This is a genomic window from Flavobacterium sp. (genome assembly GCF_036515215.1).
Classification (GTDB): Bacteria; Bacteroidota; Bacteroidia; order Flavobacteriales; family Flavobacteriaceae; genus Flavobacterium.
This window is the reverse complement of the sequence record NZ_DATBVQ010000035.1, coordinates 1-25,928: the sequence shown is the minus strand read 5'-3', so window position 1 is coordinate 25,928 and position 25,928 is coordinate 1. Positions and strand designations below refer to the sequence as shown.

Annotated in this window: 25 protein-coding genes and 4 tRNA genes; 24 read left to right on the top strand and 5 right to left on the bottom strand. The window is 36.4% G+C overall.

From position 1 onward, the window contains the following. Positions 1 to 65: 65 nt before the first annotated feature. The 3 genes from VIH09_RS02840 to lysS form a co-directional block, all read right to left on the bottom strand. Entirely contained in the window at positions 66 to 899 is an 834-nt protein-coding gene (locus VIH09_RS02840) for a hypothetical protein (RefSeq protein ID WP_331577667.1), read from the bottom strand. Positions 900 to 1,075: 176 nt separating this feature from the next. Then, entirely contained in the window at positions 1,076 to 2,272 is a 1,197-nt protein-coding gene (locus VIH09_RS02835) for an MBOAT family O-acyltransferase (RefSeq protein WP_331577665.1), read from the bottom strand. A gap of 362 nt (positions 2,273 to 2,634) precedes the next feature. Then, positions 2,635 to 4,344 (bottom strand): lysine--tRNA ligase, encoded by a 1,710-nt coding sequence (gene lysS, locus VIH09_RS02830; RefSeq protein ID WP_331577663.1) that lies wholly within the window; start codon positions 4,342 to 4,344, stop codon positions 2,635 to 2,637. Positions 4,345 to 4,683: 339 nt separating this feature from the next. On the opposite strand from lysS, the gene VIH09_RS02825 reads away from it, so the two are divergent. Beyond that, on the top strand, positions 4,684 to 5,418 hold the full coding sequence (locus tag VIH09_RS02825; RefSeq protein ID WP_331577661.1) for a hypothetical protein: 735 nt from the start codon (positions 4,684 to 4,686) through the stop codon (positions 5,416 to 5,418). A 77-nt stretch (positions 5,419 to 5,495) separates the two neighbouring features. Then, on the top strand, positions 5,496 to 6,215 hold the full coding sequence (lipB, locus tag VIH09_RS02820; protein WP_331577659.1) for a lipoyl(octanoyl) transferase LipB: 720 nt from the start codon (positions 5,496 to 5,498) through the stop codon (positions 6,213 to 6,215). Here the strand turns inward: lipB and VIH09_RS02815 are convergent. Next, positions 6,205 to 6,915 (bottom strand): ribonuclease HII, encoded by a 711-nt coding sequence (locus tag VIH09_RS02815; RefSeq protein ID WP_331577657.1) that lies wholly within the window; start codon positions 6,913 to 6,915, stop codon positions 6,205 to 6,207. The two genes, lipB and VIH09_RS02815, sit on opposite strands and share 11 nt — an antisense overlap. 159 nt (positions 6,916 to 7,074) lie before the next feature. Here VIH09_RS02815 and VIH09_RS02810 point away from each other — a divergent pair, with 159 nt between their 5' ends. The 5 genes from VIH09_RS02810 (at position 7,075) to VIH09_RS02790 (ending at position 12,948) form a co-directional block, all read left to right on the top strand. Beyond that, the gene (locus tag VIH09_RS02810) at positions 7,075 to 9,021 is read left to right on the top strand and encodes a putative porin (RefSeq protein WP_331577655.1); all 1,947 of its coding nucleotides are present in this window, start codon (positions 7,075 to 7,077) and stop codon (positions 9,019 to 9,021) included. A gap of 194 nt (positions 9,022 to 9,215) precedes the next feature. Beyond that, positions 9,216 to 10,577, top strand: a complete 1,362-nt coding sequence (locus VIH09_RS02805; RefSeq protein WP_331577653.1) for a pyridoxal-phosphate dependent enzyme — start codon at positions 9,216 to 9,218, stop codon at positions 10,575 to 10,577. Between the two features lie 237 nt (positions 10,578 to 10,814). Beyond that, on the top strand, positions 10,815 to 11,297 hold the full coding sequence (locus VIH09_RS02800; RefSeq protein ID WP_331577651.1) for a 3'-5' exonuclease: 483 nt from the start codon (positions 10,815 to 10,817) through the stop codon (positions 11,295 to 11,297). Between the two features lie 87 nt (positions 11,298 to 11,384). Beyond that, positions 11,385 to 12,656: a DUF2851 family protein gene (locus VIH09_RS02795; protein WP_331577649.1), complete on the top strand. Its 1,272-nt coding sequence runs from the start codon at positions 11,385 to 11,387 to the stop codon at positions 12,654 to 12,656. 37 nt (positions 12,657 to 12,693) lie between these two features. After that, the gene (locus VIH09_RS02790) at positions 12,694 to 12,948 is read left to right on the top strand and encodes a PspC domain-containing protein (RefSeq protein WP_414656135.1); all 255 of its coding nucleotides are present in this window, start codon (positions 12,694 to 12,696) and stop codon (positions 12,946 to 12,948) included. 80 nt (positions 12,949 to 13,028) lie between these two features. Here the strand turns inward: VIH09_RS02790 and VIH09_RS02785 are convergent, their stop codons facing one another. Next, a complete protein-coding gene (locus VIH09_RS02785) occupies positions 13,029 to 14,480 on the bottom strand; it encodes an amino acid permease (RefSeq protein ID WP_331577647.1) in 1,452 nt (483 codons plus the stop codon). 313 nt (positions 14,481 to 14,793) lie between these two features. On the opposite strand from VIH09_RS02785, the gene VIH09_RS02780 reads away from it, so the two are divergent. The 17 genes from VIH09_RS02780 to rpoB form a co-directional block, all read left to right on the top strand. After that, positions 14,794 to 15,681: a helix-hairpin-helix domain-containing protein gene (locus VIH09_RS02780; RefSeq protein WP_331577645.1), complete on the top strand. Its 888-nt coding sequence runs from the start codon at positions 14,794 to 14,796 to the stop codon at positions 15,679 to 15,681. 200 nt (positions 15,682 to 15,881) lie between these two features. Continuing rightward, positions 15,882 to 17,051: an acyl-CoA dehydrogenase family protein gene (locus VIH09_RS02775; RefSeq protein ID WP_331577643.1), complete on the top strand. Its 1,170-nt coding sequence runs from the start codon at positions 15,882 to 15,884 to the stop codon at positions 17,049 to 17,051. 284 nt (positions 17,052 to 17,335) lie between these two features. Next, a complete protein-coding gene (rpsU, locus tag VIH09_RS02770) occupies positions 17,336 to 17,530 on the top strand; it encodes a 30S ribosomal protein S21 (RefSeq protein WP_331577641.1) in 195 nt (64 codons plus the stop codon). A 73-nt stretch (positions 17,531 to 17,603) separates the two neighbouring features. Next, positions 17,604 to 18,497 (top strand): tyrosine-type recombinase/integrase, encoded by an 894-nt coding sequence (locus tag VIH09_RS02765; protein WP_331577639.1) that lies wholly within the window; start codon positions 17,604 to 17,606, stop codon positions 18,495 to 18,497. A 37-nt stretch (positions 18,498 to 18,534) separates the two neighbouring features. Continuing rightward, complete coding sequence (hpf, locus tag VIH09_RS02760) at positions 18,535 to 18,837, top strand: ribosome hibernation-promoting factor, HPF/YfiA family (protein ID WP_331577637.1); 303 nt, start codon at positions 18,535 to 18,537, stop codon at positions 18,835 to 18,837. 92 nt (positions 18,838 to 18,929) lie between these two features. Further along, positions 18,930 to 19,003, top strand: a tRNA-Thr gene (locus VIH09_RS02755). A gap of 55 nt (positions 19,004 to 19,058) precedes the next feature. Next, positions 19,059 to 19,140 (top strand) — tRNA-Tyr (locus VIH09_RS02750). An 86-nt stretch (positions 19,141 to 19,226) separates the two neighbouring features. After that, a tRNA-Thr gene (locus VIH09_RS02745) sits at positions 19,227 to 19,298 on the top strand. A 53-nt stretch (positions 19,299 to 19,351) separates the two neighbouring features. After that, positions 19,352 to 20,539 (top strand): elongation factor Tu, encoded by a 1,188-nt coding sequence (gene tuf / locus VIH09_RS02740; RefSeq protein ID WP_331577635.1) that lies wholly within the window; start codon positions 19,352 to 19,354, stop codon positions 20,537 to 20,539. 57 nt (positions 20,540 to 20,596) lie between these two features. Further along, positions 20,597 to 20,667, top strand: a tRNA-Trp gene (locus tag VIH09_RS02735). A gap of 20 nt (positions 20,668 to 20,687) precedes the next feature. Continuing rightward, on the top strand, positions 20,688 to 20,885 hold the full coding sequence (gene secE, locus VIH09_RS02730; protein ID WP_331577633.1) for a preprotein translocase subunit SecE: 198 nt from the start codon (positions 20,688 to 20,690) through the stop codon (positions 20,883 to 20,885). Positions 20,886 to 20,893: 8 nt separating this feature from the next. Then, positions 20,894 to 21,445, top strand: coding sequence for a transcription termination/antitermination protein NusG (gene nusG, locus VIH09_RS02725; protein ID WP_331577669.1), 552 nt, complete (start codon positions 20,894 to 20,896; stop codon positions 21,443 to 21,445). A gap of 67 nt (positions 21,446 to 21,512) precedes the next feature. Next, positions 21,513 to 21,950 (top strand): 50S ribosomal protein L11, encoded by a 438-nt coding sequence (gene rplK, locus VIH09_RS02720; protein ID WP_331577631.1) that lies wholly within the window; start codon positions 21,513 to 21,515, stop codon positions 21,948 to 21,950. A gap of 13 nt (positions 21,951 to 21,963) precedes the next feature. Further along, on the top strand, positions 21,964 to 22,653 hold the full coding sequence (gene rplA, locus VIH09_RS02715) for a 50S ribosomal protein L1 (protein ID WP_331577629.1): 690 nt from the start codon (positions 21,964 to 21,966) through the stop codon (positions 22,651 to 22,653). Positions 22,654 to 22,675: 22 nt separating this feature from the next. After that, positions 22,676 to 23,182, top strand: coding sequence for a 50S ribosomal protein L10 (gene rplJ, locus VIH09_RS02710; protein WP_331577627.1), 507 nt, complete (start codon positions 22,676 to 22,678; stop codon positions 23,180 to 23,182). Positions 23,183 to 23,273: 91 nt separating this feature from the next. Next, entirely contained in the window at positions 23,274 to 23,642 is a 369-nt protein-coding gene (gene rplL / locus VIH09_RS02705) for a 50S ribosomal protein L7/L12 (protein WP_007137816.1), read from the top strand. Between the two features lie 277 nt (positions 23,643 to 23,919). Further along, the coding region (rpoB, locus tag VIH09_RS02700; protein WP_331577624.1) for a DNA-directed RNA polymerase subunit beta at positions 23,920 to 25,928 on the top strand (2,009 nt) is incomplete at its 3' end.

Genomic DNA, 25,928 nt, shown 5'->3' with positions numbered 1-25,928 from the left:
AACCTAAAGCTGTTTTTGATTAAAATTTTGATAACTTCGATAGAAGGAAAGTCAAAATAAAAAAATCATTTCTTTTTTATAAAAGGGACTAATTTATCACTAATATAATTTCCAAAGGCGTGATTAGCCATGTAATTAAAGTGCCCAATAGTTTGTGTAGATTCCCAATAATAGGGATTAACGCCATTCTGTCTTAAATTGTTTAAAACTTCTTCTGTTTCTATTATCGGGATATTATAAGGTGCTATCGTAGATTTTAATTTTCCATCTGCATTTTCTCGAAATATAAAAACGGTGTTGTCTTTTGCCATTTCTGAAATTATTTTCAGGTACTTTGGTGTTAAATTTTCAAATGGATTATTTGAAATTCCTGTAGAATTATTGACCGTATTCCCAGAGTATAATTTGTCGAACAGCTTAGGAAAAGCTTGTCCTCTTCGAACTAATAAATAGCCATCAAAAGCGAAATTTATATAAGAACTGTTGTCAATAATAGGTTTTGCTTTTTGATATAATTGATAGGACTTAGATGTATTGGGGATAATAGATAAGCCATTGTCTTTTTCTATTAGTTCAACGCTATTTAAAATGCCTTCAGGCTGAAAGAAAAAATCATAACTATCAAAAACATAAACAAATAAATCAATATCGAATTTTTCAGCGAGTCTCTTTTTTCTAATATATATTTCAGGCAGCACAACATTACTAATTCCGAAATTTAGAATCTCAACTTTAAGCTTTGAATTTTCATTTATCGACTTCTCTAAGACTCTTGAAAATTTGTAAGGCTCGAAGACTTGGAAGCCCTCAGTAAAAGAATCTCCAAATAAGGCAATTCGAAATGTGTTTTCTTTTTTATTTATGTTTCCAATAAATCCGTATTCATTCGTTTTTCCCATATAAAAACCCTCTTTTGTCTCATTGATAAGGGAATTTGATTGGTAAGTTTTGCCGATTTTTGGGTCTAACGTTTTAAAAGGAAGTTTAATTTCACTGAATTTTAAAAATACTTCAATACAAACAGTTATTAGAAAAAATCCAACAATAAAACTTAGTATTTTATATAGAAAGGTTCTCAAAATTGAAAATAGATAAAAGGAGAAGAATCTTTGGTTAGAATATAAAACAAACTTACAACAAATAAGCTGGCTGTTACTCCAAAAGCAAATGGCTGATTCTTAAAATCTGTGAAAATCGCATCGTTTTTATATTTTATTTGGAGCCAATCTATTAAAAACAAAACTCCCCCATAGGTTAAGATCATTTTTATAAATCGCCCATAAAAATCACCCAAATCCATCACGGAAATTTGTTCTATGAAAACTCTAAATTGATCAAAGTTTTCTAATCTAAATATTCCCCAACCAATTACAATTGCAATAAAAGTAACCATGTTGTTTAAATACTTTGGTAAAGAGACTGATTTGGTACTGTGATAAATCATTAATAATAAAGCATGATATAATCCCCATAATATGAAATTCCATCCAGCTCCATGCCACAGTCCGCCCAATAACATTACTATTATTATATTACGATATACTATAAATTTTCCTTTTCTATTGCCGCCCAGAGGAATGTATAAATAGTCTCGTAGCCAAGTGGATAAAGAAATGTGCCATCTGCTCCAAAACTCTTTTACATTTTTAGAACGATAAGGTTGCTTAAAGTTGATTGTCAATTCCATACCAAATAGTTTTGCCAATCCCCTCGCTATATTTGAATATCCTGCAAAATCGGCATATATCTGAAACGTGAATAATAAAACAGCACTTGTAATTTCAAAGGAAGAATATTTACTCAAATCAAAAAAGATGGGGTCTACCATTTTTCCGCAAGCGTCACCAATCATTGTTTTTTGAAATAAACCTATGGAGATTAAAAAAAAAGCGTCATTTAGTTGTGTTTTGGAGGGAGTTAACGAGGAAGATAATTGAGGGAAAATATAATTAGCTCGTTGAATTGGACCAGCAATTAATTGAGGAAAAAAGCTAAGGTAAAGTGCGAAATCCACTATTTTTTTTGTGGGTTCGATTTCTTTTCTAGAAACATCTATCAAGTATGCTATGGCTTTAAAAACATAAAATGAGATACCTATCGGTAAAACAATATTGAGGTAAAATGGAGTGATTGTAAAACCTAAAAATTTTGCAGTTTCATCAAATGAATCAATAAAAAAGTTAAAATACTTAAAGAATATTAATAGCATTAGGTTGAAAACAATTCCTATTGTCAGGCAATGTTTAAATACTTTCTTTGCATCCGTAATCAATAAAGCAATATAATAGTTAAAAAATATACAGAGTAGCAGGATTCCCAGTAGTTTCCAATTAAAATATCCGTAAAAGAAGAAACTAGATAATAATAGCCAGTATTTTTTTAATAGTTGATTTTTTAAAGAGTAAAATACAGAAAGTACCAGAAAAAGGAAAAAGAAAAAAATGAAACTGTTGAATAACATTTACTATGTTTATTAAAGCCAAATATACATAAGAGTGATGCAAATTCAAAAAGTTATTGTACGGTTAATATTTTAATGCTCAATACCGTTGTGTTTTCTTTTCTGAATTCTTTAAACACAAAAAAGGAGCTTCAATTGAAGCTCCTTTTCTTTAATATATAATTTTATTGAAATTACTGTTTCAATCGGCAGGCTTTGCTGTCTCCCACAACAACCACTTCGGTCAATCCTAAAGAAGAAAGGTTTTTCATGGCTTTGTCCCATTTTTTGCCGCTCAATTCAGATTTGATTTTCAGTAATCCAAATTCCATTTGGTTGTCATTGATTTGCAATAAAGCAACGATCAGTTTCTCATCATCTTCAAGTTCCACCTGAACTTGTTTTTTCTCGGGTCTCATTTGTGGGAAGAACAACACTTCTTGTATAGATGAGTTATTGGTCAAGAACATCATCAAACGGTCCATTCCAATTCCTAATCCGGAAGTGGGAGGCATTCCGTATTCTAAGGCTCTCAAGAAATCTTCATCGATTATTCCGGTCGCTTCATCATCGCCTTTTTCAGATAATCTCATTTGCTCCTCGAAACGCTCTCTTTGGTCAATAGGGTCATTCAATTCAGAATAGGCGTTTGCCACTTCTTTACCGCAAACCATCAATTCAAAACGTTCCGTCAATTCCGGATTGTCTCTGTGTTGTTTACAAAGCGGAGACATTTCCTTCGGGTAATCCGTGATGAAAGTAGGTTGGATATAGTTTCCTTCGCATTTGGCGCCAAAAATCTCATCAATCAGCTTTCCTTTTCCCATCGTTGCATCCACAACAATGCCCATTGCTGTTGCTGCGTCGTATAATTCCACTTCATTTTTACCAGAAATATCAAAGCCGGTAAAATGCTTGATGGAATCCGTCATCGTCACGCGGGCATAAGGCGCTTTGAAATCGATTTTGTGCTCTCCAAAAGTCGCTTCGCTCGTTCCGTTAACCGCAACAGCACAATGCTCCAGCAAGTCTTCGGTGAAACGCATCATCCAGTTGTAGTCTTTGTAGGCTACATATATTTCCATCGCGGTAAATTCTGGGTTGTGCGTTCTGTCCATTCCTTCATTTCTGAAGTTTTTCGAGAATTCATACACCCCTTCAAACCCACCTACAATCAATCTTTTCAAGTACAATTCATTGGCGATACGCATGTATAATGGCATGTCCAAAGAGTTATGGTGTGTGATAAAAGGTCTCGCCGCAGCACCACCAGGAATCGGTTGCAAAACTGGCGTTTCCACTTCAAGGTATCCTTTGTCATTAAAGAAAGAACGCATCGCATTGAACATTTTCGTTCTCTTGATAAACGTTTCTTTCACGTGGTCGTTAACCGTTAAGTCTACATAACGACGACGGTATCTTTGTTCAGGATCGGCAAATGCGTCATGCGTTTTTCCGTCAGCATCCGTTTTCACTACAGGAAGTGGTTTCAAGGCTTTCGCCAAAACCGCCAAGCCATAAATATGGACAGAGATTTCGCCCACCTGCGTTTTGAAAACAGTTCCGCGAACACCAATAAAATCGCCAATATCCAACAGTTTTTTGAAAACTACGTTGTACATCGTTTTTTCCTCATCATCCGAAATGTCATCTCTGGAAACATAAATTTGGATTCGTCCTTCAGCATCTTTCAATTCTGCAAACGAAGCCTTCCCCATGATGCGTTTCCCCATCAATCGGCCTGCAAGAACCACTTCCTTTCCTTCGTATTTCTCGAAATCGGCAAGTATATCGCCTGAATAAGCGGTAGTTACAAATTCGTTGGCCGGATAAGGATCGATTCCTAATTTGCGCAATTCTGTGAGTGCTTCTCTACGAAGTATTTCTTGTTCGGATAATGCCATTTTATGCTGATTTTAAGAGGGCAAAGATAGTCTTTCTGTCTGAAAGTTGCAAAGTCATGAAGTTGGAATGTTACATTATTAAATTGGCTGAATTGAGGAGCAGAAACAATAGCTTTTACAAGCACGATTCGTCCCGCTATTCGCTTTATCCACACCAAAAAAAGGTGTGGGATATCGCTGCAAACGAAGTTCACTGAACTCCGATTAAAAATATAAAAAAAGTGAAGTAATCGGGACTATTTTAGTGCGAATGGTATTTGTAAGAACATTTTGTTAAACTGTAAGAATTACGATTTAATTCATAGTATATTTGAAAGCTTAAATCCGAATGATAAAAAAATGAAATACTGTTTTTACCTGCTTTTTATTGCACTTGCCACAAGTTGTCAGGTCACGGAAACCATTCACATCAATGCTGACGGAGGTGGAACCATTGAAACGGAATCGCTGCGCGACGAGCACAGTTACATGCAACTGGCGGGCGAGAATTATTCCAAGGAAGAAAAATTTGAGGATACGACCTACGTATTCAGGGATTTCATAATAAAATATTCGGAGACATTCTCGAGACTTCCAGCATCCGAAAAAGCCATTTTCCAAAAATATGCCGACGTAAATGTCCACATCAAGAAAAGTTCCTACGACAAGGAATTTCGAACAAAAATTTCACAAAGCTTCTGCAATATTTCAGCAGTTGCTGATTTGTACAAAACCCAGGAATATGCGGATGACTTGGAGCACAATTACGCCCTGACCGCAGAAGAACATTATTACGGTGTAAGTTATACTTTTGACGGAAGTCTTTTCAAAAGAACCGTACAGATTACCGATGTAGCGGAGTTGAAAAAACAACAGAAATTAATTGAAGGGTACAAGACCAGACTGGCGAATTTCAAAATCAATCAACCCTATGTTTTGAGGTATCATTTTCCCCGTAAAATTAAATCGGTTTCTAATACAAATGCTAAAATTAGTGACGACGAAAAATCAATGGAACTGCAATTCCTGATATCGGATTGTTTGCAAAATCCAGAAAGCACAAATGTAGAAGTGATCTTAGAAGAACAGTTTTAGCCTCGTTTTAACCTTTGCAACTTCAATCTAAAACTTTGTACCTTTGTAGCTCAAAATTTTTGCACCTCTAAAAAGAAATGAACAAAACTATCCAACTTCAAGATTTAGGAAATAAAGACTACAAGGAAACTTGGGAATACCAAGAGGAACTGTTCAAAGGAATCGTTGACCTGAAAATCAGAAATAGGAGAGAGGACCTCAATCTTGAAACTCCAAATTACTTTCTTTTTGTGGAACATCCGCACGTATATACTTTGGGCAAAAGTGGCGATTTAACCAACTTACTGTTATCTGAAAAGCAACTCGAAGCCAAAGGAGCCACTTTTTACAAAATAAATCGTGGCGGTGACATTACTTATCACGGACCAGGACAAATTGTGGGCTATCCTATAATTGACCTAGAAAATTTCTTTACGGATATTCACAAATACCTGCGTTTCCTGGAAGAGGCCATTATCCTTACTCTTCAAGAATATGGTTTGGAATGTGGCAGGAGCGAAGGCGAAACTGGCGTTTGGCTTGGTGTGGGGACGCCGTTTGCACGAAAAATTTGCGCCATGGGTGTTCGTGCCTCGCGCTGGGTGACCATGCACGGATTCGCCTTAAACGTAAATGCTGACTTGGGATACTTTGACAATATCATTCCATGTGGGATTCGCGGAAAAGCGGTAACTACATTAAACGTGGAACTTGGGGTTGAAAAAGTGAACGAGGAAGAAGCGAAAGAAAAAATCCTGAAACATTTCTCCAATCTTTTTGAGGCTACATTTGAGAAAACTGAAATCACTAATCGATAATCTCAAAATCAAAAGAATACTGTTCAGGCAACAATCGAAAACTCATTCGGTGGTATTTTGTAACCCCATATTTTCTTATGGCTTCCCGGTGTTCTTTAGTAGGATAGCCTTTATTTTGTTTCCAGTTGTACATTGGGTACTCTTCATGAATGCGATTCATGTATTCGTCACGATAGGTTTTTGCTAAAACAGATGCTGCCGCAATGCTTGTGAACTTGCCATCCCCTTGGACGATGCTTGTACTGGGAATGGATTTAAGAATGGCGATCTCTTTTGCGGTATAAATTTTCCCAGCCTTATTTTTTATTCCGTTTTTGTGGATAAATGGAGCGTTTCCGTCAACAATAATATACTCCGGTTGTGGCTCAAGTTTCAAGACGCATTCCTGCATTGCTTTTATCGAGGCATTCAAAATATTAATCTGGTCAATTACCAAGGGTTCAAGATGTGTTACGGAAAAACTAATTGCGATTTCTTCGATGATTGGTTTGAGTTTTTCTCTTGTCTTTTCGGTGAGTAACTTGGAATCGTTGATCAGTTCGTAAAAGCTGCGGAATGATTTGTTTTTGTTTTTCCCCTTCACGGGAAGAAAAACGGGAAGTGTAACGGCGGCTGCAGTTACGGGTCCTGCCAAGCATCCGCGGCCCGCTTCGTCGGTTCCGGTTTCCAGCAAAAAGTCCGAAAAATTATGTTGAAGCATAGCAAAAGGTTTTACAGACGACAAATATTATATTTTTTTTCGGAATAAAGCATGATAGCAACATTTGCTGTGTTAAACCAATAAATTAAGGTGTTTTTTTATATGTTTTTATCATTTACCTTTGCTTGAAAATAATAGCCTAATTATACCTTCGTCCAAATGAGAATACTCTTTTTTTTATATTTTTTAGTATTGCCAACAATGCTGTTTTCCCAAATAAAACAGGGCGATGATTCAAACAACAATAAATATCAGAGACAATCGGACACATTAAAAAACGGCAATACCCCAAAAGTGGCTACCATGGACATGTATCGATTTATTTCGATAGAACGTGACACCACTTATCTGGATACTTCACTTACCATTCAAAGGGAATATAGTTTTAATTATCTGAGAAAAGATATCTTTGGGCTGTTGCCCTTTGCCAATGAAGGCCAAACTTACAATACCTTGCAACACAGTTTGACGGAGTTTTCCCCTTATCCGGAATTTGGTTTCAAGGCAAAACATTTTAATTTTTTGGAAGCCAATGATATAAGGTACAGTTCCGTGGCCACTCCTGTAACAGAATTGTATTTCAAATCGGTTATGAAGAAGGGACAAACTCTCGACGCCTTTTTTACTTTAAACATTAATCCAAGACTGAATTTTTCGATTGCCTATAAGGGATTGCGTTCTGAGGGCAAGTATATAAACCAACTCGCCAGTACGGGAAATTTCAGGTTCACGACAAGTTATAACACTAAAAACGAACGCTATTTTGCCAATGCGCATTTCACGTATCAGGACATTTTAAATGAAGAGAACGGAGGAGTTACTACGATTTCTGATTTCGAAAATGAAGACCCGAAGTATGATAACAGACAAAGACTTGAGGTATATCTCAACGATGCCAAGTCTTTTCTGAAAGGGAAACGAGTGTTTTTGGACCATTTTTTTAGAGTCAATTCAAAAAAAGGGGAGAACAATTTGTATGTCGCCCACCAGTTCAATTACGAGAATAAATTTTTCGAATTCAATCAGCTAACGGTTCCTTCCACTGTTGGTTCGACCACGGTTTATAGATTTGGCAATTCTTTCGTGACATCGGGAATCAATGACCAAACGCATTACAATAAAATGTATAATAAACTGGGATTGATTTATGAAAACACTACCCTCGGAAAATTTCACTTTTTTGCCGACGATTTCAGGAGCAACTATTATTACAATAAGATATTGATTTTCGACGATAGAACCGTTCCGGCTTCACTGACGCGAAATATAAATAGTGTGGGAGGTCAATATGATTATCAAAAAAACAATTGGAACGGGAAATTCTTGTACTCAAGATCAATAACCAATCAGTCGTTATCAAATATGGACGCCAAGTTGAACTATGATTTTAATGATGACTATCAATTTTCATTCGGTTACCAAAACTTGAACAAATTGCCTAACGATAATTACAACCTTTATCAGAGCAGTTACGTGAATTACAACTGGTACAACGATTTTAAAAACGAAAAAATAAACTCGATTACAGCCAACGCCGCAACTCCTTGGATCGAAGCATCAGTTCAGTTTATGACGCTCGATGACCATTTGTATTTTGAAAACACTGCAACTGACGAAAGCCAGCAGATCGTCACTCCAAAACAGTACGGCAACACCATAAATTACGTATCGGTAAAGCTTAACAAGGAAATAGCTTTCGGAAGGTTCGCTTTAGACAATACCGTTTTGTATCAAAAAACAGATCAAAACGATGCTATTTTAAATGTTCCTGAAATTGTAACCAGAAACACCCTTTATTATACCAATTACCTGTTTAAGAAGGCCTTGTTTTTGCAAACAGGAATTACGTTCAATTATTTCACGAAATATTTGGCCAATGACTACAATCCGGTAATCGGGGAGTTTTTCATTCAAGACAAAAAAGAAATCGGAAGTTATCCAAATCTTGATTTTTTCATCAATGCACGGATTCAAAGAACCAGAATCTATTTCAAGGCGGAACATTTTAATTCCTCATTTACCGGAAACAATTTCTATTCGGCACCCAACAATCCGTATCGCGATTTCACCATCCGGTTTGGTTTAATCTGGAATTTCTTCAATTAACTTGAATACCGTTTAAATTTTTCCTTGGGCGTTTTATCGTGCTATCCGCTATATCTTTCCTTGCTTAAAGGAAGCAAGAAAAGGATGCCGCTATTATCACGAACGCAAAAGTGTTAAATGGGAGTGTTTTTATAACAAAATGCTATCTTTGCAAAAATATTTATCACAAATAAGAATTTTAAAAGTATAATTAAATGCAATACGCAGAAAATATATTAGGTACAATAGGCAATACGCCCTTAGTGAAGTTAAACAAAGTAACCGAGGGAATAGATGCATTAGTGCTGGCTAAAATAGAGTCTTTTAATCCAGGGAATTCTGCAAAAGACAGGATGGCTACAAAAATGATAGCTGATGCAGAAGCTGACGGGAGATTAAAGCCTGGAGGCACAATAATAGAAGGAACTTCAGGGAATACAGGAATGGGATTGGCTTTGGTTGCAATCATAAAAGGCTACAAGCTGATCTGCGTGATTTCAGACAAGCAATCCAAAGAAAAGATGGATATCCTTCGCGCGGTTGGGGCTAAAGTGGTAGTATGCCCTACGGATGTGGAGCCAACTGACCCTCGATCGTATTATTCCGTATCCAAAAGATTGGCAGAAGAGACACCTAATTCATGGTACGTGAACCAGTATGACAATCCTTCAAATGCATTGGCACACTACGAACAAACGGGTCCTGAAATTTGGGAGCAAACAGAAGGTAAAATAACTCATTTCGTCGTTGGAGTGGGGACGGGAGGGACCATTTCAGGGATTGCAAAATATCTGAAAGAGAAGAATCCAAACATTAAGATTTGGGGTATCGATACTTACGGTTCCGTATTCAAAAAATACCATGAAACTGGAGTTTTTGACGAAAACGAAATCTATTCTTATATAACAGAAGGAATTGGGGAAGACATATTGCCCAAAAATGTCGACTTTTCATTGATTGACGGATTCACAAAAGTAACCGACAAGGACGCCGCGGTTTACACCCGTAAAATTGCGCTTGAAGAGGGCATTTTTGCAGGGAATTCTGCCGGAGCGGTTGTAAAGGGATTGTTGCAGCTAAAAGAGCATTTTAAACCAGAAGATGTTGTCGTTGCTTTATTCCATGATTCAGGGAGTCGTTATGTAGGTAAAATGTATAACGATGACTGGATGCGCGAAAGAGGTTTTCTGGAGGAAGAAGTAACAAAAGCAGAGGATGTAATTAAAGACCATATCGATAAACCATTAATCGTAGCGCGTACTGAAGAATTGGTGTCACATGCTATCGAAAGAATGCGTAAGTATAAAATTTCACAAATTCCCGTAATGGACATTACCGGATTTGTTGGGTCTCTTGACGAATCCGACTTGTTTCAAAGTTACGTTAGCGATAAAAATTCTGCCGAGAGACCGATTAGGGAAATCATGGGGAATCCGTATCCTATCGTGCAATTGGGAACGACCATTGAAGAGGTTTCTAAATTATTCAGCAGGGAAAATGCTGCCGTTTTGATTGATTTAGGCAATGGAAAACACCATATTGTAACGAAATATGACATTATCGGGTCGATAAAATAAGGTTATATGACGAATTTATTTCACATATAGTCCCGCAAGGTTTTTTTTTAACCGTGCGGGATTTTTGTTTCACATCTAAACGCAATACTCAAAGAATCCCAATCCGTGCAGAGGTAAAAGTTTTATGCCTCAAAAATTTACAGGACGAAATGAAAAGAAAGTTGCTGAATGCTTTGAACTTGCATAATTGATAGTATTTTTGTGGATCTGAAATCATTACAAAAACCTGAAATACAAATGACCTTTACTGCAATAGACTTTGAAACCGCAACCGCATTCCATCCCTGTTCAGTGGGTATTGTTACCGTGGAAAACGGAGTAATTGTCGATGAGTTTGTTACCTTAATCAAACCACCGAATAATATTTATTCTCCCTTTACGATTAAAGTACATGGTATATATCCGCGTGATACTGTCAATGCAAAGTCATTTGCCCAAGTGTTTCCCGAAATACAAAAACGACTTCAAAACAGGGTTGTAGTGGCGCACAATGAGAGTTTTGACAGGAATGTTTTGGCTAAATCAATGGCACTGTATAATTTAAACTATGACGATTTGAATATTGGCACCCGTTGGCAATGTACCGTGAAAATCTACAAAGCCAAAGGACTAAAACCGACTAAATTAAGCGACTGTTGCAGGGAGATGAAAATTGCCTTAAATCACCATGAGGCTTTGTCAGATGCCAGGGCTTGCGCCAAATTGTATATGTTGCGGTAATCGTCACCAGAGATGAAACAATTTACATAAAACGGTAAAGCTGCACTTTTTTTTATTACTTTAGTTGCTCATTAACAAGGTTTTACGATGAAGGAAGATTTTCTGCACTATCTCTGGAAATTTAAGAAGTTCGACGCTCTAAATCTAAAAACTTGTAATAGTGAGGATATTACCATCAGTAATGTGGGCCAATACCTGGAGTTGGCCGGCCCTGATTTCTTCAATGCCCAGATAACAATTGGTGACCAAAAATGGGCCGGTAATGTTGAAATACACCTTAAGTCATCGGATTGGTATGTGCATCATCACGAAAAAGATACGGCTTATGAAAACGTCATTCTTCATGTGGTTTGGGAACATGACACCGAGATTTTCAGAAAAAACAATATCGAAATTCCCGTTTTAGAGCTAAAAAATTACGTCGACAAAAAGGCATTGGATAATTATCAGTTATTGATAACGCCAAAATCCTGGATTTTTTGCGAAAAGCAACTCAATACAATAGATGGTTTTGTGGTCAGGAATTGGCAAGAGCGCCTGTTTTTTGAACGGCTGGAGCGAAAATCAGAACCCATAGACGAGTTATTGGCACAGACCAATAATGATTGGGAAGCCGTTTTGTTTTGTCTTTTGGCAAAAAACTTTGGCCTCAATACAAATGGGGATATTTTCTTTAAAATCGCCAGTTCCATCCCGTTTTCAATCATCAGAAAGGAAAGCTTCGAGCGAGAGAATTTGGAGGCATTATTGTTTGGCAACGCGGGTTTGTTGGACGGCGAAAAGCAAGACAACTACTACAGTAATTTGAAATTCAGGTTTGACTATTTATCGGATAAACACCAAATAGAAAAAAGTTCATTCGAGCCAGTTCAGTTTTTTAAGCATCGTCCGGATAATTTCCCGACGATACGCCTTTCCCAATTAGCGAGTTTGTACCATATGGAGCAAAATCTATTTTCTAAAATAAGTGCAATTGATTCTCTCGCTTCCATTTATGGGCTCTTTAAAGTTGATGCCTCGGATTATTGGCAAGAGCATTATCAGTTTGACAAAAAAAGTACGATGAAGAAAAAAATGCTTTCGAAATCGTTCATCGATTTGATTGTCATAAATACTATAATACCAGTTTTATTTGCATTTGCAAAAAGCCAAGGAAAAGAAAATTCTGAAAATTTGATTGAATTGATAAATGAAATCTCGCCAGAGAAGAATGCCATTATAGGGAAGTTTAGTTCCTTTGGAATAAAATCAACAAGCGCTTTTGAAACCCAGTCCCTGTTGCAGCTCAAAAACGAGTACTGTAACAAAAGCAAGTGTTTGGAATGTGCCATCGGAATGGAATTGTTGAAGAATAATTAATAAAAGGAGTCTATTATAAAATTCAGTATTTTTGCATATGCAAAAGATACAATCAGACAAAAAGTTGCCTAAAGTAATAAAGCTTAAATATTTCTTTGAAAAATATGGGTTCCACGTTTCTTCGCGATTGGCTGATAAATTGGGTATGCGAGTAACAAGTGTTCGTCTGTTTTTTATTTACATATCGTTCGTCACCGCGGGATTATGGTTTGGTGTATATTTAACACTAGCTTTCTGGATTCGGCTTAAGGATTTGATTAGGGCAAAAAGAAGCTCGGTATTCGATTTGTAGAGTTTTTAAAGTGCTGTATAAAAAAAGGGACCATAAAGTAAATTGTTACTTTATGGTCCCTTTGCAATTCTATAAAAAAATTATTTTTGCGGATTGTTTAATTTGCTATGTTTCTTGCCATAGACAAAATAAAGGGCTACTCCAATTCCCATCCATAGTACCAATCGAATCCAACTTTCGTAAGGAAGTGAATACATTAAATACAGACAAACCAAAATACCGGCAACAGGCACATATGGTACGAAAGGTGTTTTAAATGATCTAGGTGCATCGGGCATTTTTTTACGCATTACTAGAATACCGAAGCAAACTAAAACGAAAGCTAATAAAGTACCGATACTTACCATATGTCCTAAATCACTCACTGGTACTAGACCGGCGAATAAACTTACGAATACCATGAAGAAAATGTTTGTTTTCCATGGTGTACGGAATTTTGCGTGAATTTCGCCGAAAAAAGCGGGTAATAAGCCATCATTACTCATAGTATAGAATACACGGCTCTGTCCCATTAACATCACAAGCATCACGGATGTGTAACCTGCTAAAATAGCAACGATCAATCCTGTTTGAAGGAAATCATATCCTGTTACGGCAAATGCAGTCGCTGCCGGTTTTGCGTCATTAGCAAACATGTAGTAAGGCACAAGTCCAGTCATCACGTGAGCAAACAACACATATAATATAGTACAGATTACAAGGGAACCTAGAATTCCGATCGGCATGCCTTTTTGGGGATTTTTTGCTTCTTGGGCTGCAGTAGATACGGCATCAAAACCAATAAATGCGAAGAAAACGGTTCCCGCTCCCGCTGCAATTCCTGACCATCCAAACTGACCTTTTATTCCTGTATTTTGTGGAATGTAAGGAGCGTAGTTGGCAGGGTCAATAAATTGCCATCCTACAATAATAAAAATAATAACAACAATTACTTTTAGGATTACCAATGCGTTATTTATGGATGCTGATTCTTTGGTTCCCCTTATTAATAGCAAAGAAAGCAAGGAAACGATTAATACTGCGGGTAAGTTAAAATAGCCGCCGTCTATCACTGTTCCGTCTCCCAAGGTTAATGTTTCCCAGGGGGAACAAAGAAAATTGGGATTGGGGTGTATTCCATATTTGCTTAATAATTCAAGGAGGTAACGAGACCAACTGACACCAACTGTCGCTGCCCCAAGCGCATATTCAAGCACCAAGTCCCAACCGATGATCCAAGCCATAAATTCACCCATAGTTGCATAAGAATATGTGTAAGCGCTACCTGCAACCGGAATCATTGAGGCAAATTCGGCGTAGCATAATCCTGCAAAGGCGCATCCTACAGCCGCCAATATGAAGGATAGGGTTACTGCCGGTCCCGCATGCTCTGCAGCTGCGATTCCAGTTAATGAAAATAGTCCTGCCCCTATTATTGCGCCAACTCCCAGTGCCACAAGCGAGGCTGAAGATAATGTTCTTTTTAATCCTTTTTCGGATTCTGACGCTTCATTTAGTAAAACTGACAGTGGTTTTGTTTTCCAAATTGACATATATTTATTGGTTTTTTGTTATTAGTGCTCAAATGTATTATTTTTTACAAAATATAAAAATTATAATTCAACTAAATAAGAAAATAAAAGCGGTGTAGGAATATGGTTTAATTCCATATTTCTAAATATATTGGGATCTTAATAATGATTAGTTTGTTGAAGACTTAGTTTAGCCTCGATAATTGTCATATTTATTTATTGAGGAATTTTTTCTTGTCTGATAATTTCATAATTTTAGTGTCAAAAGCTTAGAGGGTTAATGCCTAATAGTGTTTGAATTGAACACCATTCTTCATACTTAATTTTGGTTACTATGGATTTCAAAAAAATAAGTGTTTATTTTAAATTCACAAAAAGTCAGCGCACTGGAATTTTGTTTCTCTTTGTCATGATTGTAATTCTCCAATTGCTCTGTTTTTTCGTGAACGTTGATTCAATAGAAAAGGATTCTCCTGATAAAGGGAAGTGGCTTTCCGTGCAGACCGAAATGGATTCCCTGAATCAGGCGAATACAAAATATGCGGCAAAAACATATCCGTTTAACCCTAATTTCATTACCGATTATAAAGGATATAAGCTTGGCATGTCAGTTCAGGAAATAGATAGGCTTCTTGCGTTTAGGAAAGACAATAAATATGTAAATTCCGCAAAGGAATTTCAAGATGTCACTAAAGTTTCGGACTCATTATTAGGAGCAATTGCTCCCAACTTCAAATTTCCTGATTGGGTCAATAAAAAAGATAGTTACAAAAAGGATGTGCGTTACGGGCAAAAGGCTTTTGTCCAAAAAGAGAAAATAGTGCCGCTGGACATTAACAAAGCCACTCAGGAAGATTTAATTAAGATATATGGAATAGGAGAAGTTATATCGCTTAGGATTTTAAGACTGAAGGAAAGTCTTGGCGGATTTGTTTCGATGGAACAGATGAAAGATGTTTGGGGCTTGTCAGCCGAGGTGATCGATAAGCTCAATGCTCATTATAGAGTTTTTGGGTTTCCCGACATAAAAAAAATTGATATCAATAATGCATCTGTCAAGGAGATTTCCCAATTTCCGTACTTTAGATATGCTCTTGCAAAGCAAATTGTTACCTATCGAAGTATGAACGGTGATTTTAACAATATTGAGGATTTAACAAAAATTAAGGATTTTCCCGTTGAAAATGTAAAAATAATTGAACTATATTTGGCTTTTAATTAGAAGTGCATATTGAAGCAAATTATTTATTTCTTAAATGGCTACAAAAGGGTCGTTGATTCCGTAATTTTGCACTTTAAAATTAGTAGCTCGTTTATAGGCTCAAAAAAACTTAAATCTGGAACAATGCAAGCTGCTTTTTACTTCAAATGCAAAGGAAACAACTCACTTCAATTTACTAAAATACACAAAAAACATTATACATGGATTCAATTTATTTTACAGAAGAACATCAATTATTTAGAAAGAGCTTAAAAGATTTTTTACAAAAAGAAGTTGTGCCTCATATTGAAAAATGGGAAGCGACGGGCGCTATTGAGCGTTTTATATGGAAGAAGTTTGGAGAAATGGGCTTTTTCGGAATCCGTTATCCTGAAGTTTATGGGGGGTTAAATTTAGATTTGTTCTACACCGTTATTTTTTTAGAAGAACTTCAGAAAATAAAATCTGCAGGTTTCGCCGCTGCCATGTGGGCACATTCTTATTTGGCAATGACACACTTAAATGCAGAAGGGGATGAGCGAATTAAACAAGATTATTTAGCGCCAAGTATTTCCGGAGATAAAATAGGAGCTTTATGTATTACTGAGCCTTTTGGCGGTAGCGACGTTGCAGCTATGCGCACCACAGCCGTTAAAAAAGGAGATAAATATATTATCAATGGTTCCAAAACATTCATAACGAACGGTGTTTACGGCGATTATTATGTAGTTGCTGCAAAAACGAGTCCGGAGCTTGGAAACAAAGGAATAAGTATGTTTTTGGTGGACAGTAACCTTAAGGGAGTTTCCGCAGTAAAACTGGATAAATTAGGCTGGAGAGCTTCAGATACTGCAGAAATCGCATTTGATAATGTCGAAATTTCTGTTGAAAATTTGATGGGTGAAGAAGGAAAAGGCTTTCCTTACATAATGCAGCATTTTGCTTTAGAGCGTTTGATTATGGCCATAAATGGGCATGCAAGAGCTGAGTATGCAATTGATTATACAATAGAATACATGTCGCAACGAGAAGCGTTTGGCAAAACAATAAATAAATTCCAGGCATTAAGACATAAGCTAGTTGAGCACGCGACAGATGTAGAACATTGCAAAGTGTTTAATTATGCAGCAATAGCTAGATTGGACAAGGGAGAGTATGTCGTTAAGGAAGCTACTATGGCGAAATTGAAATCTACTCAAGTGGCTGATGAAACGATTTATAGCTGCTTACAAATGTTGGGAGGCTATGGATACATGGAAGAATATCCATTAGCGCGCCTATTTAGAGATAGCCGTTTGGGGCCAATCGGAGGTGGGACTTCGGAAATCCTAAAGGAAATTTTATCGAAAATGATAATTGACAAACAAAATTATGAGCCGGCCGTGAAATAATGGCTGACCTATTAAAATATAGTTTTGTTTAATTCGGTTTAGTTTAAGATAGATAAGCCAGTGAACTATGAAGATTCAAACAGGGCCGATTTCAAAAAATATTTTGAAACGATGGTTTTTCATGAATATAAGGAAGATAGAAAAGCTAAGTGGCAAGGAATTGTTGCTTGGTTTTTTTTATTTCTTTCTGTCTGCTGATTTTTTTTAAAATAATTAGAATTCGTAAGGCCTAACTCAAAATATTGATTACTTTTGCACACTTAACGAAAGGGGGTGTCAAAATTATGTTAATTATACCAATTAAAGACGGAGAAAATATCGATAGAGCATTAAAGCGCTATAAAAGAAAATTTGATAAAACAGGAACTGTTCGTCAGTTACGTGCACGTACTGCTTTTATTAAGCCTTCTGTGAAAAATAGAATTAAAGTTCAAAAAGCAGCTTATATTCAAAACATGAGAGACAACTTAGAGAACTAAGTTTTTCTTTTAAAATTTAAATGCCGTTAGTCATTAAAGTTTCTTAACTTTGATGCTAACGGTTTTTATATTTATGGTTACCACTACAGATGCATTTACGGACTATCTACAAAAGGAGAAAAAGTATTCTCCCCACACGGTAAATGCGTACCTGAATGATATAACGAACTTCCAGTCATTCAATAAAATTCATTTTGATCAAGACAACATAGAAAGGGTAAATTACAGCCAAATCAGGACTTGGATCGTTTCGCTTGTGGATGACGGTATGTCGAATGTTTCTGTAAACAGGAAGATTTCATCATTGAAAGCTTTTTACAAATTTCTGTTGAAAACAAAACAAATAGAAGTTAATCCGTTGCTGAAACATAAGGCTTTAAAAATTTCAAAGAAACTTCAAATCCCTTTTTCGGAAAAGGAAGTTGCCGAAGTTTTAATTGGAATGAAAAACCCATCTGGGTTTGAGGAGGTGAGAAACAAATTGATAATAGATTTGTTTTACACTTCTGGGGTAAGAAGAGCGGAGCTGATTCATCTAAAAGCGATCGATGTTGATTTGTCAAACAATACGATAAAGGTTTTGGGTAAAAGGAATAAAGAACGAATTCTTCCCATTTTGCCAATTATAAAAGAGCAGTTTTCATTTTACATTAATGAGCGATCGTCTTTGGAATGTATCAAAGATGAGGAGTTTCTTTTTCTAACAAAAAAAGGGTTAAAATTAAATGATTCTTTTGTGTATCGATTAATAAATTCTTACTTTAGTGCGGTCTCCGAAAAGGTAAAAAAAAGTCCGCATATTTTACGACACACATTTGCGACTCATTTATTAAATAACGGGGCTGATTTAAATTCGGTGAAGGAATTGTTAGGGCATTCGAGTTTGGCATCAACGCAAATTTATACGCACAGTAGTTTGTCTGAGCTTAAAAAAGTTTATGAAGATGCTCATCCAAGAAACAAATAATAATTCACAAAAAGTTTAACCATTAAAACAATTGATTATGAAGGTAAATGTTCATGCAGTTAACTTTGCTGTTGACGGAAAACTGGTAGATTATGTTCAAGAGAGAATGGATAAATTAGAGAAGTATTACGATAAGGTCGTGTTCTCGGATGTCTATTTGAAAGTGGAGAAGACAAGTGATAAAGAAAATAAGATTGTTGAGGTGAAGATGAATGTTCCCGGAGATGATTTTATGGTTAAAAAACAATGCAAAACTTTCGAGGAAGCAATTGAATTATCGGCAGAATCCTTGGAGCGAATATTGGTTAAAAGGAAACAAAAGATACGAGCGCATATATAATATTAAAATTTTTTTAAAAAATGTTTTGATTGAGAGATAAAATCTCTACATTTGCAGTCCGTTAGAAATAGCGGACTTTTTTTATTGATAACGCCAGCGTAGCTCAGTTGGCTAGAGCAGCTGATTTGTAATCAGCAGGTCGTGGGTTCGAGTCCCTCCGCCGGCTCTGAAAGGCAATAATGTTGCATTTGGCTAAGTGCGATATTAAAAATAGAAAAAGAGGGGAGATACTCAAGCGGCCAACGAGGGCAGACTGTAAATCTGCTGACTACGTCTTCGCAGGTTCGAATCCTGCTCTCCCCACAGAATTAATTTTAGATTGCGGATTTTAGATTGTAGATTGAAAAAGATCTAAAATTAGAAATCTAAGCTCTTTAATCAAGGATTCTGCCGACTTAGCTCAGAGGTAGAGTGCTTCCTTGGTAAGGAAGAGGTCACGGGTTCAATTCCCGTAGTTGGCTCAAGTAAGTAGGAAATTGAAATGAATATATAACTAGATTAAAAATTAAGTAAAATGGCAAAAGAAACCTTTAACCGTAACAAACCCCACTTAAACATTGGAACAATTGGGCACGTGGATCACGGAAAAACTACATTAACTGCGGCAATAACTAAAGTGTTATCTGATGCAGGTTACTGTCAAGCAAAATCATTTGATCAAATTGATAATGCTCCTGAAGAAAAAGAAAGAGGTATTACAATTAATACATCTCACGTTGAGTACGAAACTGCTAATCGTCATTACGCTCACGTTGACTGTCCAGGTCACGCGGATTACGTAAAGAACATGGTTACTGGTGCTGCTCAAATGGATGGTGCTATTCTTGTTGTAGCTGCAACTGATGGACCAATGCCACAAACACGTGAGCACATCCTATTAGGTCGCCAAGTAGGTATTCCTAGAATGGTTGTATTCATGAACAAAGTGGATATGGTTGATGATGAGGAACTATTGGAATTAGTTGAAATGGAAATTAGAGACTTATTGTCTTTCTATGAATATGATGGAGATAATGGTCCAGTTGTTCAAGGTTCTGCTTTAGGTGGATTGAACAATGATCCAGCGTGGGTTCCTAAAATTATTGAATTGATGGAAGCTGTGGATTCTTGGATCGAAGAGCCTGTTAGAGATACTGACAAGCCTTTCTTGATGCCTGTTGAAGATGTATTCTCAATCACTGGTCGTGGAACTGTTGCTACAGGTCGTATCGAAACTGGTGTTGCTAATACAGGTGATGCTGTTGAAATCATTGGTATGGGAGCTGAAAAATTAACTTCTACTATTACAGGAGTTGAGATGTTCCGTAAAATCCTTGATAGAGGTGAAGCTGGAGATAACGTAGGTATCCTTTTGAGAGGTATTCAAAAAGAAGACATCAAAAGAGGAATGGTTATCGTTAAGCCAGGATCAGTTAAGCCACATGCGACTTTTAAAGCTGAGGTTTATATCTTGAAAAAAGAAGAAGGTGGACGTCATACTCCATTTCATAATAACTACCGTCCACAGTTCTACGTACGTACAACTGATGTAACTGGAGTTATTACTTTACCGGAAGGTGTAGAGATGGTTATGCCTGGAGATAACTTAACTATCAATGTAGCTTTGTTAAGCCCAATTGCAATGAATGTTGGATTACGTTTCGCTATCCGTGAAGGTGGTAGAACTGTAGGTGCAGGTCAGGTAACTGAGATTGTAGCATAATTCTATAAAATAAATCTAAAACCAGTAACATCTTGTGTTGTTACTGGTTTTTAACAAACGGGCGTAGTTCAAGGGTAGAATAGCGGTCTCCAAAACCGTTGATGGGGGTTCGAATCCCTCCGCCCGTGCAACAAAAAAACAAATCATAATGGCAAAAATAGTTAATTACATATCAGAATCATTTGAGGAATTAAAGTCAAACATGACTTGGCCGGCTTGGGCTGAAGTGCAAAAACTAACGATTGTTGTTGCTATTTTCTCTATATTATTCGCTTTGGCAACATGGGGAGTAGATGAGTTTTTTGCAAAAGCATTAGCTGGGTTTTTTAACTGGATAAAAGCTTAATTTTTGTGATGACGGAAAATAATCTAAAAAAATGGTACGTCGTTCGAGCAGTAAGTGGACAAGAGAATAAAGTGAAAGCTTACATAGAAACTGAAATCTCTAGATTAGGGATGGGTGACTATGTTTCTCAAGTACTCGTACCTACTGAAAAGGTGGTAACTGTAAAGGATGGAAAAAAACTAATCAAGGAAAAAGTTTACTTTCCAGGTTATGTTATGATTGAAGCGAATCTGATTGGTGAAATACCTCATATTATCAAGTCCGTGACTAGTGTTATTGGATTTTTAGGTGAAACTAAAGGCGGAGAGCCGGTTCCTTTAAGAATGTCAGAGGTGAATAGAATGTTAGGTAAAGTGGATGAGTTGGCCGTAAACACGGATACCCATGCAATACCATTCAACATAGGTGAAACGATTAAGGTTATTGATGGTCCTTTTAACGGTTTTAACGGAACTGTTGAGAAAATAAATGAAGAAAAGCGTAAACTAGAAGTGATGGTGAAAATTTTCGGAAGAAAAACACCTTTGGAGTTGAGTTTTATGCAAGTTGAAAAAGTATAATATTTTGTTACATATAATATCCATTGCGATCGCTTCCAAATGATTGTGGTGTTAAATTTTTTAAAAAATGGCTAAAGAAATTAGTAAAGTAGTTAAACTACAAGTTAAGGGAGGTGCTGCGAATCCATCGCCACCGGTTGGACCTGCTTTAGGAGCTGCTGGGGTAAACATCATGGAGTTCTGCAAGCAATTTAATGCTAGAACTCAGGATAAACCCGGCAAAATATGCCCAGTACAAATTACTGTGTATAAAGACAAATCATTTGAATTTGTTGTTAAAACTCCGCCTGCAGCTGTTCAGTTATTGGAAGCTGCAAAGCTAAAATCTGGTTCTGGTGAGCCTAATCGTAAAAAAGTAGCTAGTGTTACTTGGGAACAAATTAGAGCTATTGCTGAAGACAAGATGCCAGACTTAAACGCTTTCACAATGGAAGCTGCAATGAGTATGGTTGCTGGAACGGCTAGGTCTATGGGTATAACTGTATCAGGAGACTCTCCTTTTTAATTAAAAGAAAGACATGGCAAAATTGACAAAAAAGCAAAAAGAGGCTGCTTCAAAAATTGACAAAAACAGAGTATACTCTTTGAAAGATGCTGCGGCATTATTGAAAGTAGTTGCTTCTGCAAAATTTGATGAGTCTGTTGATATCGCAGTTCGATTGGGTGTAGATCCAAGAAAAGCGAATCAAATGGTTAGAGGTGTGGTAACATTGCCTCATGGAACTGGTAAAGACGTTAAAGTATTAGCATTGGTTACTCCAGACAAAGAAGCGGAAGCTTTGGCAGCAGGAGCGGACTATGTAGGTCTTGACGATTATTTAGCAAAAATTAAAGCGGGATGGACAGATGTTGATGTAATCATCACTATGCCTAGCGTTATGGGTAAATTAGGTCCATTAGGTCGTATTTTAGGACCTAGAGGTTTAATGCCTAACCCTAAAACAGGTACTGTAACTATGGATGTTGCAAAAGCTGTTCAAGAGGTAAAAGCCGGTAAAATCGATTTTAAAGTTGACAAAACTGGTATCGTACATGCAGGAATTGGTAAGGTTTCTTTCGGAACTGAGCAAATTGTTGACAATGCACACGAAATTATTCAAACATTAATCAAACTTAAACCAACTGCGGCTAAAGGAGTTTACATCAAAAGTATCTACCTTACAAGCACAATGAGTCCTGCTATTGCATTAGACCCAAAAGCAGTATAATTGGTAGTTAATAATTTTTAGTATGACTAGAGAAGAAAAATCAATCGCGATTGAAGAATTAACTGCACAGTTAGCTGGTACAAATATTGTTTACATAGCAGATATTTCTGGACTAAATGCAGACACAACTTCAAAGTTGAGAAGAGCTTGTTTTAAAGCAAATATTAAATTAGAGGTAGTAAAAAACACTTTGCTTGTAAAAGCAATGGAGGTTTCTGAAAACGAATATGGTGAGTTACCTACAGTTTTGACTGGTAACAGTGCTATTTTTATCTCAGATATCGCAAATGCTCCTGGAAAAATAATAAAAGATTTCCGTAAAAAATCGACTAAGCCAGTTTTAAAAGGGGCTTATATCAATGCGGAAGTTTATATTGGAGATGATCAATTAGATGCATTAGCAACTATCAAATCTAAAGAAGAACTTATTGGTGAAATCATTGGATTACTTCAATCACCGGCACAAAGAGTTATTTCTGCTCTTCAAAATCAATTCGCTAAAGAAGAGGCAGTTGAAACAGAAGCATAATAGAAATAGAGTTTATCTCAATTTTTATTATTTACAATGCGCACAATAAACAAAATATAATTTTACAAATCATTTTAAAACGATAGAAAAAATGGCAGATTTGAAACAATTCGCAGAACAATTAGTTAATTTAACTGTAAAAGAAGTTAACGAATTAGCAACAATATTAAAAGATGAGTACGGAATCGAACCAGCTGCTGCAGCTGTAGTAGTTTCAGGTGGTGGTGACGCTGCTGCTGAAGACGTTCAAACAGAATTTACAGTTGTATTGAAAGAAGCTGGTGCTTCTAAATTAGCAGTTGTGAAAATGGTAAAAGAACTTACAGGTTTAGGTTTGAAAGAAGCTAAAGATGTAGTTGATTCTGCACCATCAAATGTTAAAGAAGGTGTTTCTAAAGAAGAGGCTGAAGGTCTTAAAAAATCTTTAGAAGAAGCTGGAGCTGTAGTTGAATTAAAATAATTCTCACATAGTTTTAGATTAAGGTTTAGGTCTTGGGTTTAGTCGCCCAAAGACCTAAACCATTTTTCGTATAATGAAAGTCTATATTGTTTTGATACAAAATAGCCTTTTAAATTAAGTTCATTTTACCCATTACGAGGAAAAAAAATTAACAGATAATAAGAAAGTAGTTATCTTAAATTGGTTTTTAAAGATGTAATGGAAGTAAAAGAAAAGTATAAATAGAACCCTATTTATACACAAAAAATTACTTTTATAATCAAAATTTTGTCCATTGATGATAACAAATCAGACCGAAAGATTGAATTTTGCCTCTACAAAAAATATCCCGAACTATCCAGATTTCCTAGATGTTCAGGTAAAATCTTTTCAAGATTTTTTTCAATTAGAAACTAAATCTGATGAAAGAGGCAATGAAGGACTTTATAATACCTTCATGGAAAACTTTCCAATTACAGATACAAGAAATAACTTTGTATTGGAATTCCTTGACTACTTTGTAGATCCACCACGTTATACAATTCAAGAATGTATAGAGAGAGGACTGACTCATAGTGTACCTTTAAAAGCAAGGTTGAAACTATATTGTACAGATCCAGAGCATGAAGATTTTGAGACAATTGTACAAGATGTATATCTAGGTACAATTCCTTACATGACACCAAGCGGTACTTTTGTAATCAATGGTGCTGAACGTGTTGTTGTTTCTCAACTACACCGTTCTCCAGGTGTTTTCTTTGGACAGTCATTCCATGCTAACGGAACAAAATTATATTCTGCCAGAGTAATTCCTTTTAAAGGATCTTGGATAGAATTTTCTACAGATATCAACAGCGTAATGTACGCTTATATCGACAGGAAGAAAAAATTACCTGTTACCACTTTATTTCGTGCCATTGGTTTTGAAAGAGACAAGGATATCCTTGAGATTTTCGACCTTGCCGAAGAGATTAAAGTGTCTAAAACAGGACTTAAAAAATTTATCGGTAGAAAATTAGCCGCACGTGTATTAAATACATGGCATGAAGATTTCGTAGATGAGGATACTGGTGAAGTAGTTTCTATCGAACGTAACGAAATTATCCTTGATAGAGATACCATTATCGATAAAGATAATGTTGAGGAAATCATCGATTCTAACGTTAAATCTATTTTGTTGCATAAAGAAGATAATAATCAAGTTGATTATTCCATCATCCATAATACGCTACAAAAAGATCCAACCAATTCTGAAAAAGAAGCCGTTGAGCATATCTACAGACAATTGCGTAACGCAGAACCGCCTGATGAAGAAACTGCTCGTGGTATTATTGATAAATTGTTTTTCTCTGACCAACGTTACAACTTAGGTGAAGTAGGTCGTTACAGAATTAACAAAAAACTTGGTTTAGATACTCCGATGGAAAAGCAAGTGCTTACCAAAGAAGACATCATTACCATTGTAAAATATTTGATCGAATTAATCAATGCGAAAGCGGATATTGATGATATTGATCACTTATCAAACCGTCGTGTTAGAACAGTTGGAGAACAATTGTCTCAACAATTCGGTGTTGGTTTAGCGCGTATGGCTAGAACAATTAGAGAGCGTATGAACGTTAGAGATAACGAGGTGTTTACACCAATAGATTTGATTAATGCTAAAACATTATCATCTGTTATCAACTCTTTCTTTGGTACTAACCAATTGTCTCAGTTTATGGATCAAACGAATCCACTTGCCGAGATTACGCACAAAAGAAGATTATCTGCGCTAGGACCAGGTGGACTTTCGAGAGAGAGAGCAGGTTTTGAGGTACGTGATGTTCACTATACGCACTACGGACGTTTATGTCCTATTGAAACACCAGAGGGACCAAACATTGGTTTGATATCTTCTCTTGGAGTTTATGCTAAAGTAAACGGAATGGGTTTCATCGAAACACCTTACCGCAAAGTAACTAATGGAACTGTAGATTTAGTATCTACTCCAATTTACTTAAGCGCTGAAGAAGAAGAAGGAATGCTGATTTCTCAGGCGAATATTAAGATGGATAATACCGGAAAAATTACCGCTGAGAATGTAATTGCGAGAATGGAAGGTGATTTCCCAGTAATTGACCCTATAAAAGTGGATTACGCGGATGTTGCACCAAATCAAATTGCTTCGATTTCTGCTTCTTTGATTCCTTTCTTAGAACATGATGATGCGAATAGAGCCTTGATGGGATCTAACATGATGCGTCAGGCCGTACCATTAATTCGTCCTGAAGCTCCAATTGTTGGAACTGGTTTAGAGCGTCAAGT

Excerpts from the sequence above, each read along its gene's own strand:
- nusG (WP_331577669.1), top strand. The coding sequence starts at position 20,894 with ATGACGGAAAATAATCTAAAAAAATGGTACGTCGTTCGAGCAGTAAGT.
- VIH09_RS02805 (WP_331577653.1), top strand. The coding sequence starts at position 9,216 with ATGCAATACGCAGAAAATATATTAGGTACAATAGGCAATACGCCCTTA.
- rplK (WP_331577631.1), top strand. The coding sequence starts at position 21,513 with ATGGCTAAAGAAATTAGTAAAGTAGTTAAACTACAAGTTAAGGGAGGT.
- VIH09_RS02825 (WP_331577661.1), top strand. The coding sequence starts at position 4,684 with ATGAAATACTGTTTTTACCTGCTTTTTATTGCACTTGCCACAAGTTGT.
- VIH09_RS02785 (WP_331577647.1), bottom strand. The coding sequence starts at position 14,480 with ATGTCAATTTGGAAAACAAAACCACTGTCAGTTTTACTAAATGAAGCG.
- VIH09_RS02815 (WP_331577657.1), bottom strand. The coding sequence starts at position 6,915 with ATGCTTCAACATAATTTTTCGGACTTTTTGCTGGAAACCGGAACCGAC.
- VIH09_RS02810 (WP_331577655.1), top strand. The coding sequence starts at position 7,075 with ATGAGAATACTCTTTTTTTTATATTTTTTAGTATTGCCAACAATGCTG.
- VIH09_RS02765 (WP_331577639.1), top strand. The coding sequence starts at position 17,604 with ATGGTTACCACTACAGATGCATTTACGGACTATCTACAAAAGGAGAAA.
- VIH09_RS02775 (WP_331577643.1), top strand. The coding sequence starts at position 15,882 with ATGGATTCAATTTATTTTACAGAAGAACATCAATTATTTAGAAAGAGC.
- rplL (WP_007137816.1), top strand. The coding sequence starts at position 23,274 with ATGGCAGATTTGAAACAATTCGCAGAACAATTAGTTAATTTAACTGTA.
- rplA (WP_331577629.1), top strand. The coding sequence starts at position 21,964 with ATGGCAAAATTGACAAAAAAGCAAAAAGAGGCTGCTTCAAAAATTGAC.
- rplJ (WP_331577627.1), top strand. The coding sequence starts at position 22,676 with ATGACTAGAGAAGAAAAATCAATCGCGATTGAAGAATTAACTGCACAG.
- VIH09_RS02780 (WP_331577645.1), top strand. The coding sequence starts at position 14,794 with ATGGATTTCAAAAAAATAAGTGTTTATTTTAAATTCACAAAAAGTCAG.
- rpsU (WP_331577641.1), top strand. The coding sequence starts at position 17,336 with ATGTTAATTATACCAATTAAAGACGGAGAAAATATCGATAGAGCATTA.
- VIH09_RS02840 (WP_331577667.1), bottom strand. The coding sequence starts at position 899 with ATGGGAAAAACGAATGAATACGGATTTATTGGAAACATAAATAAAAAA.
- hpf (WP_331577637.1), top strand. The coding sequence starts at position 18,535 with ATGAAGGTAAATGTTCATGCAGTTAACTTTGCTGTTGACGGAAAACTG.
- lipB (WP_331577659.1), top strand. The coding sequence starts at position 5,496 with ATGAACAAAACTATCCAACTTCAAGATTTAGGAAATAAAGACTACAAG.
- secE (WP_331577633.1), top strand. The coding sequence starts at position 20,688 with ATGGCAAAAATAGTTAATTACATATCAGAATCATTTGAGGAATTAAAG.
- VIH09_RS02795 (WP_331577649.1), top strand. The coding sequence starts at position 11,385 with ATGAAGGAAGATTTTCTGCACTATCTCTGGAAATTTAAGAAGTTCGAC.
- tuf (WP_331577635.1), top strand. The coding sequence starts at position 19,352 with ATGGCAAAAGAAACCTTTAACCGTAACAAACCCCACTTAAACATTGGA.
- VIH09_RS02800 (WP_331577651.1), top strand. The coding sequence starts at position 10,815 with ATGACCTTTACTGCAATAGACTTTGAAACCGCAACCGCATTCCATCCC.
- VIH09_RS02790 (WP_414656135.1), top strand. The coding sequence starts at position 12,694 with ATGCAAAAGATACAATCAGACAAAAAGTTGCCTAAAGTAATAAAGCTT.
- lysS (WP_331577663.1), bottom strand. The coding sequence starts at position 4,344 with ATGGCATTATCCGAACAAGAAATACTTCGTAGAGAAGCACTCACAGAA.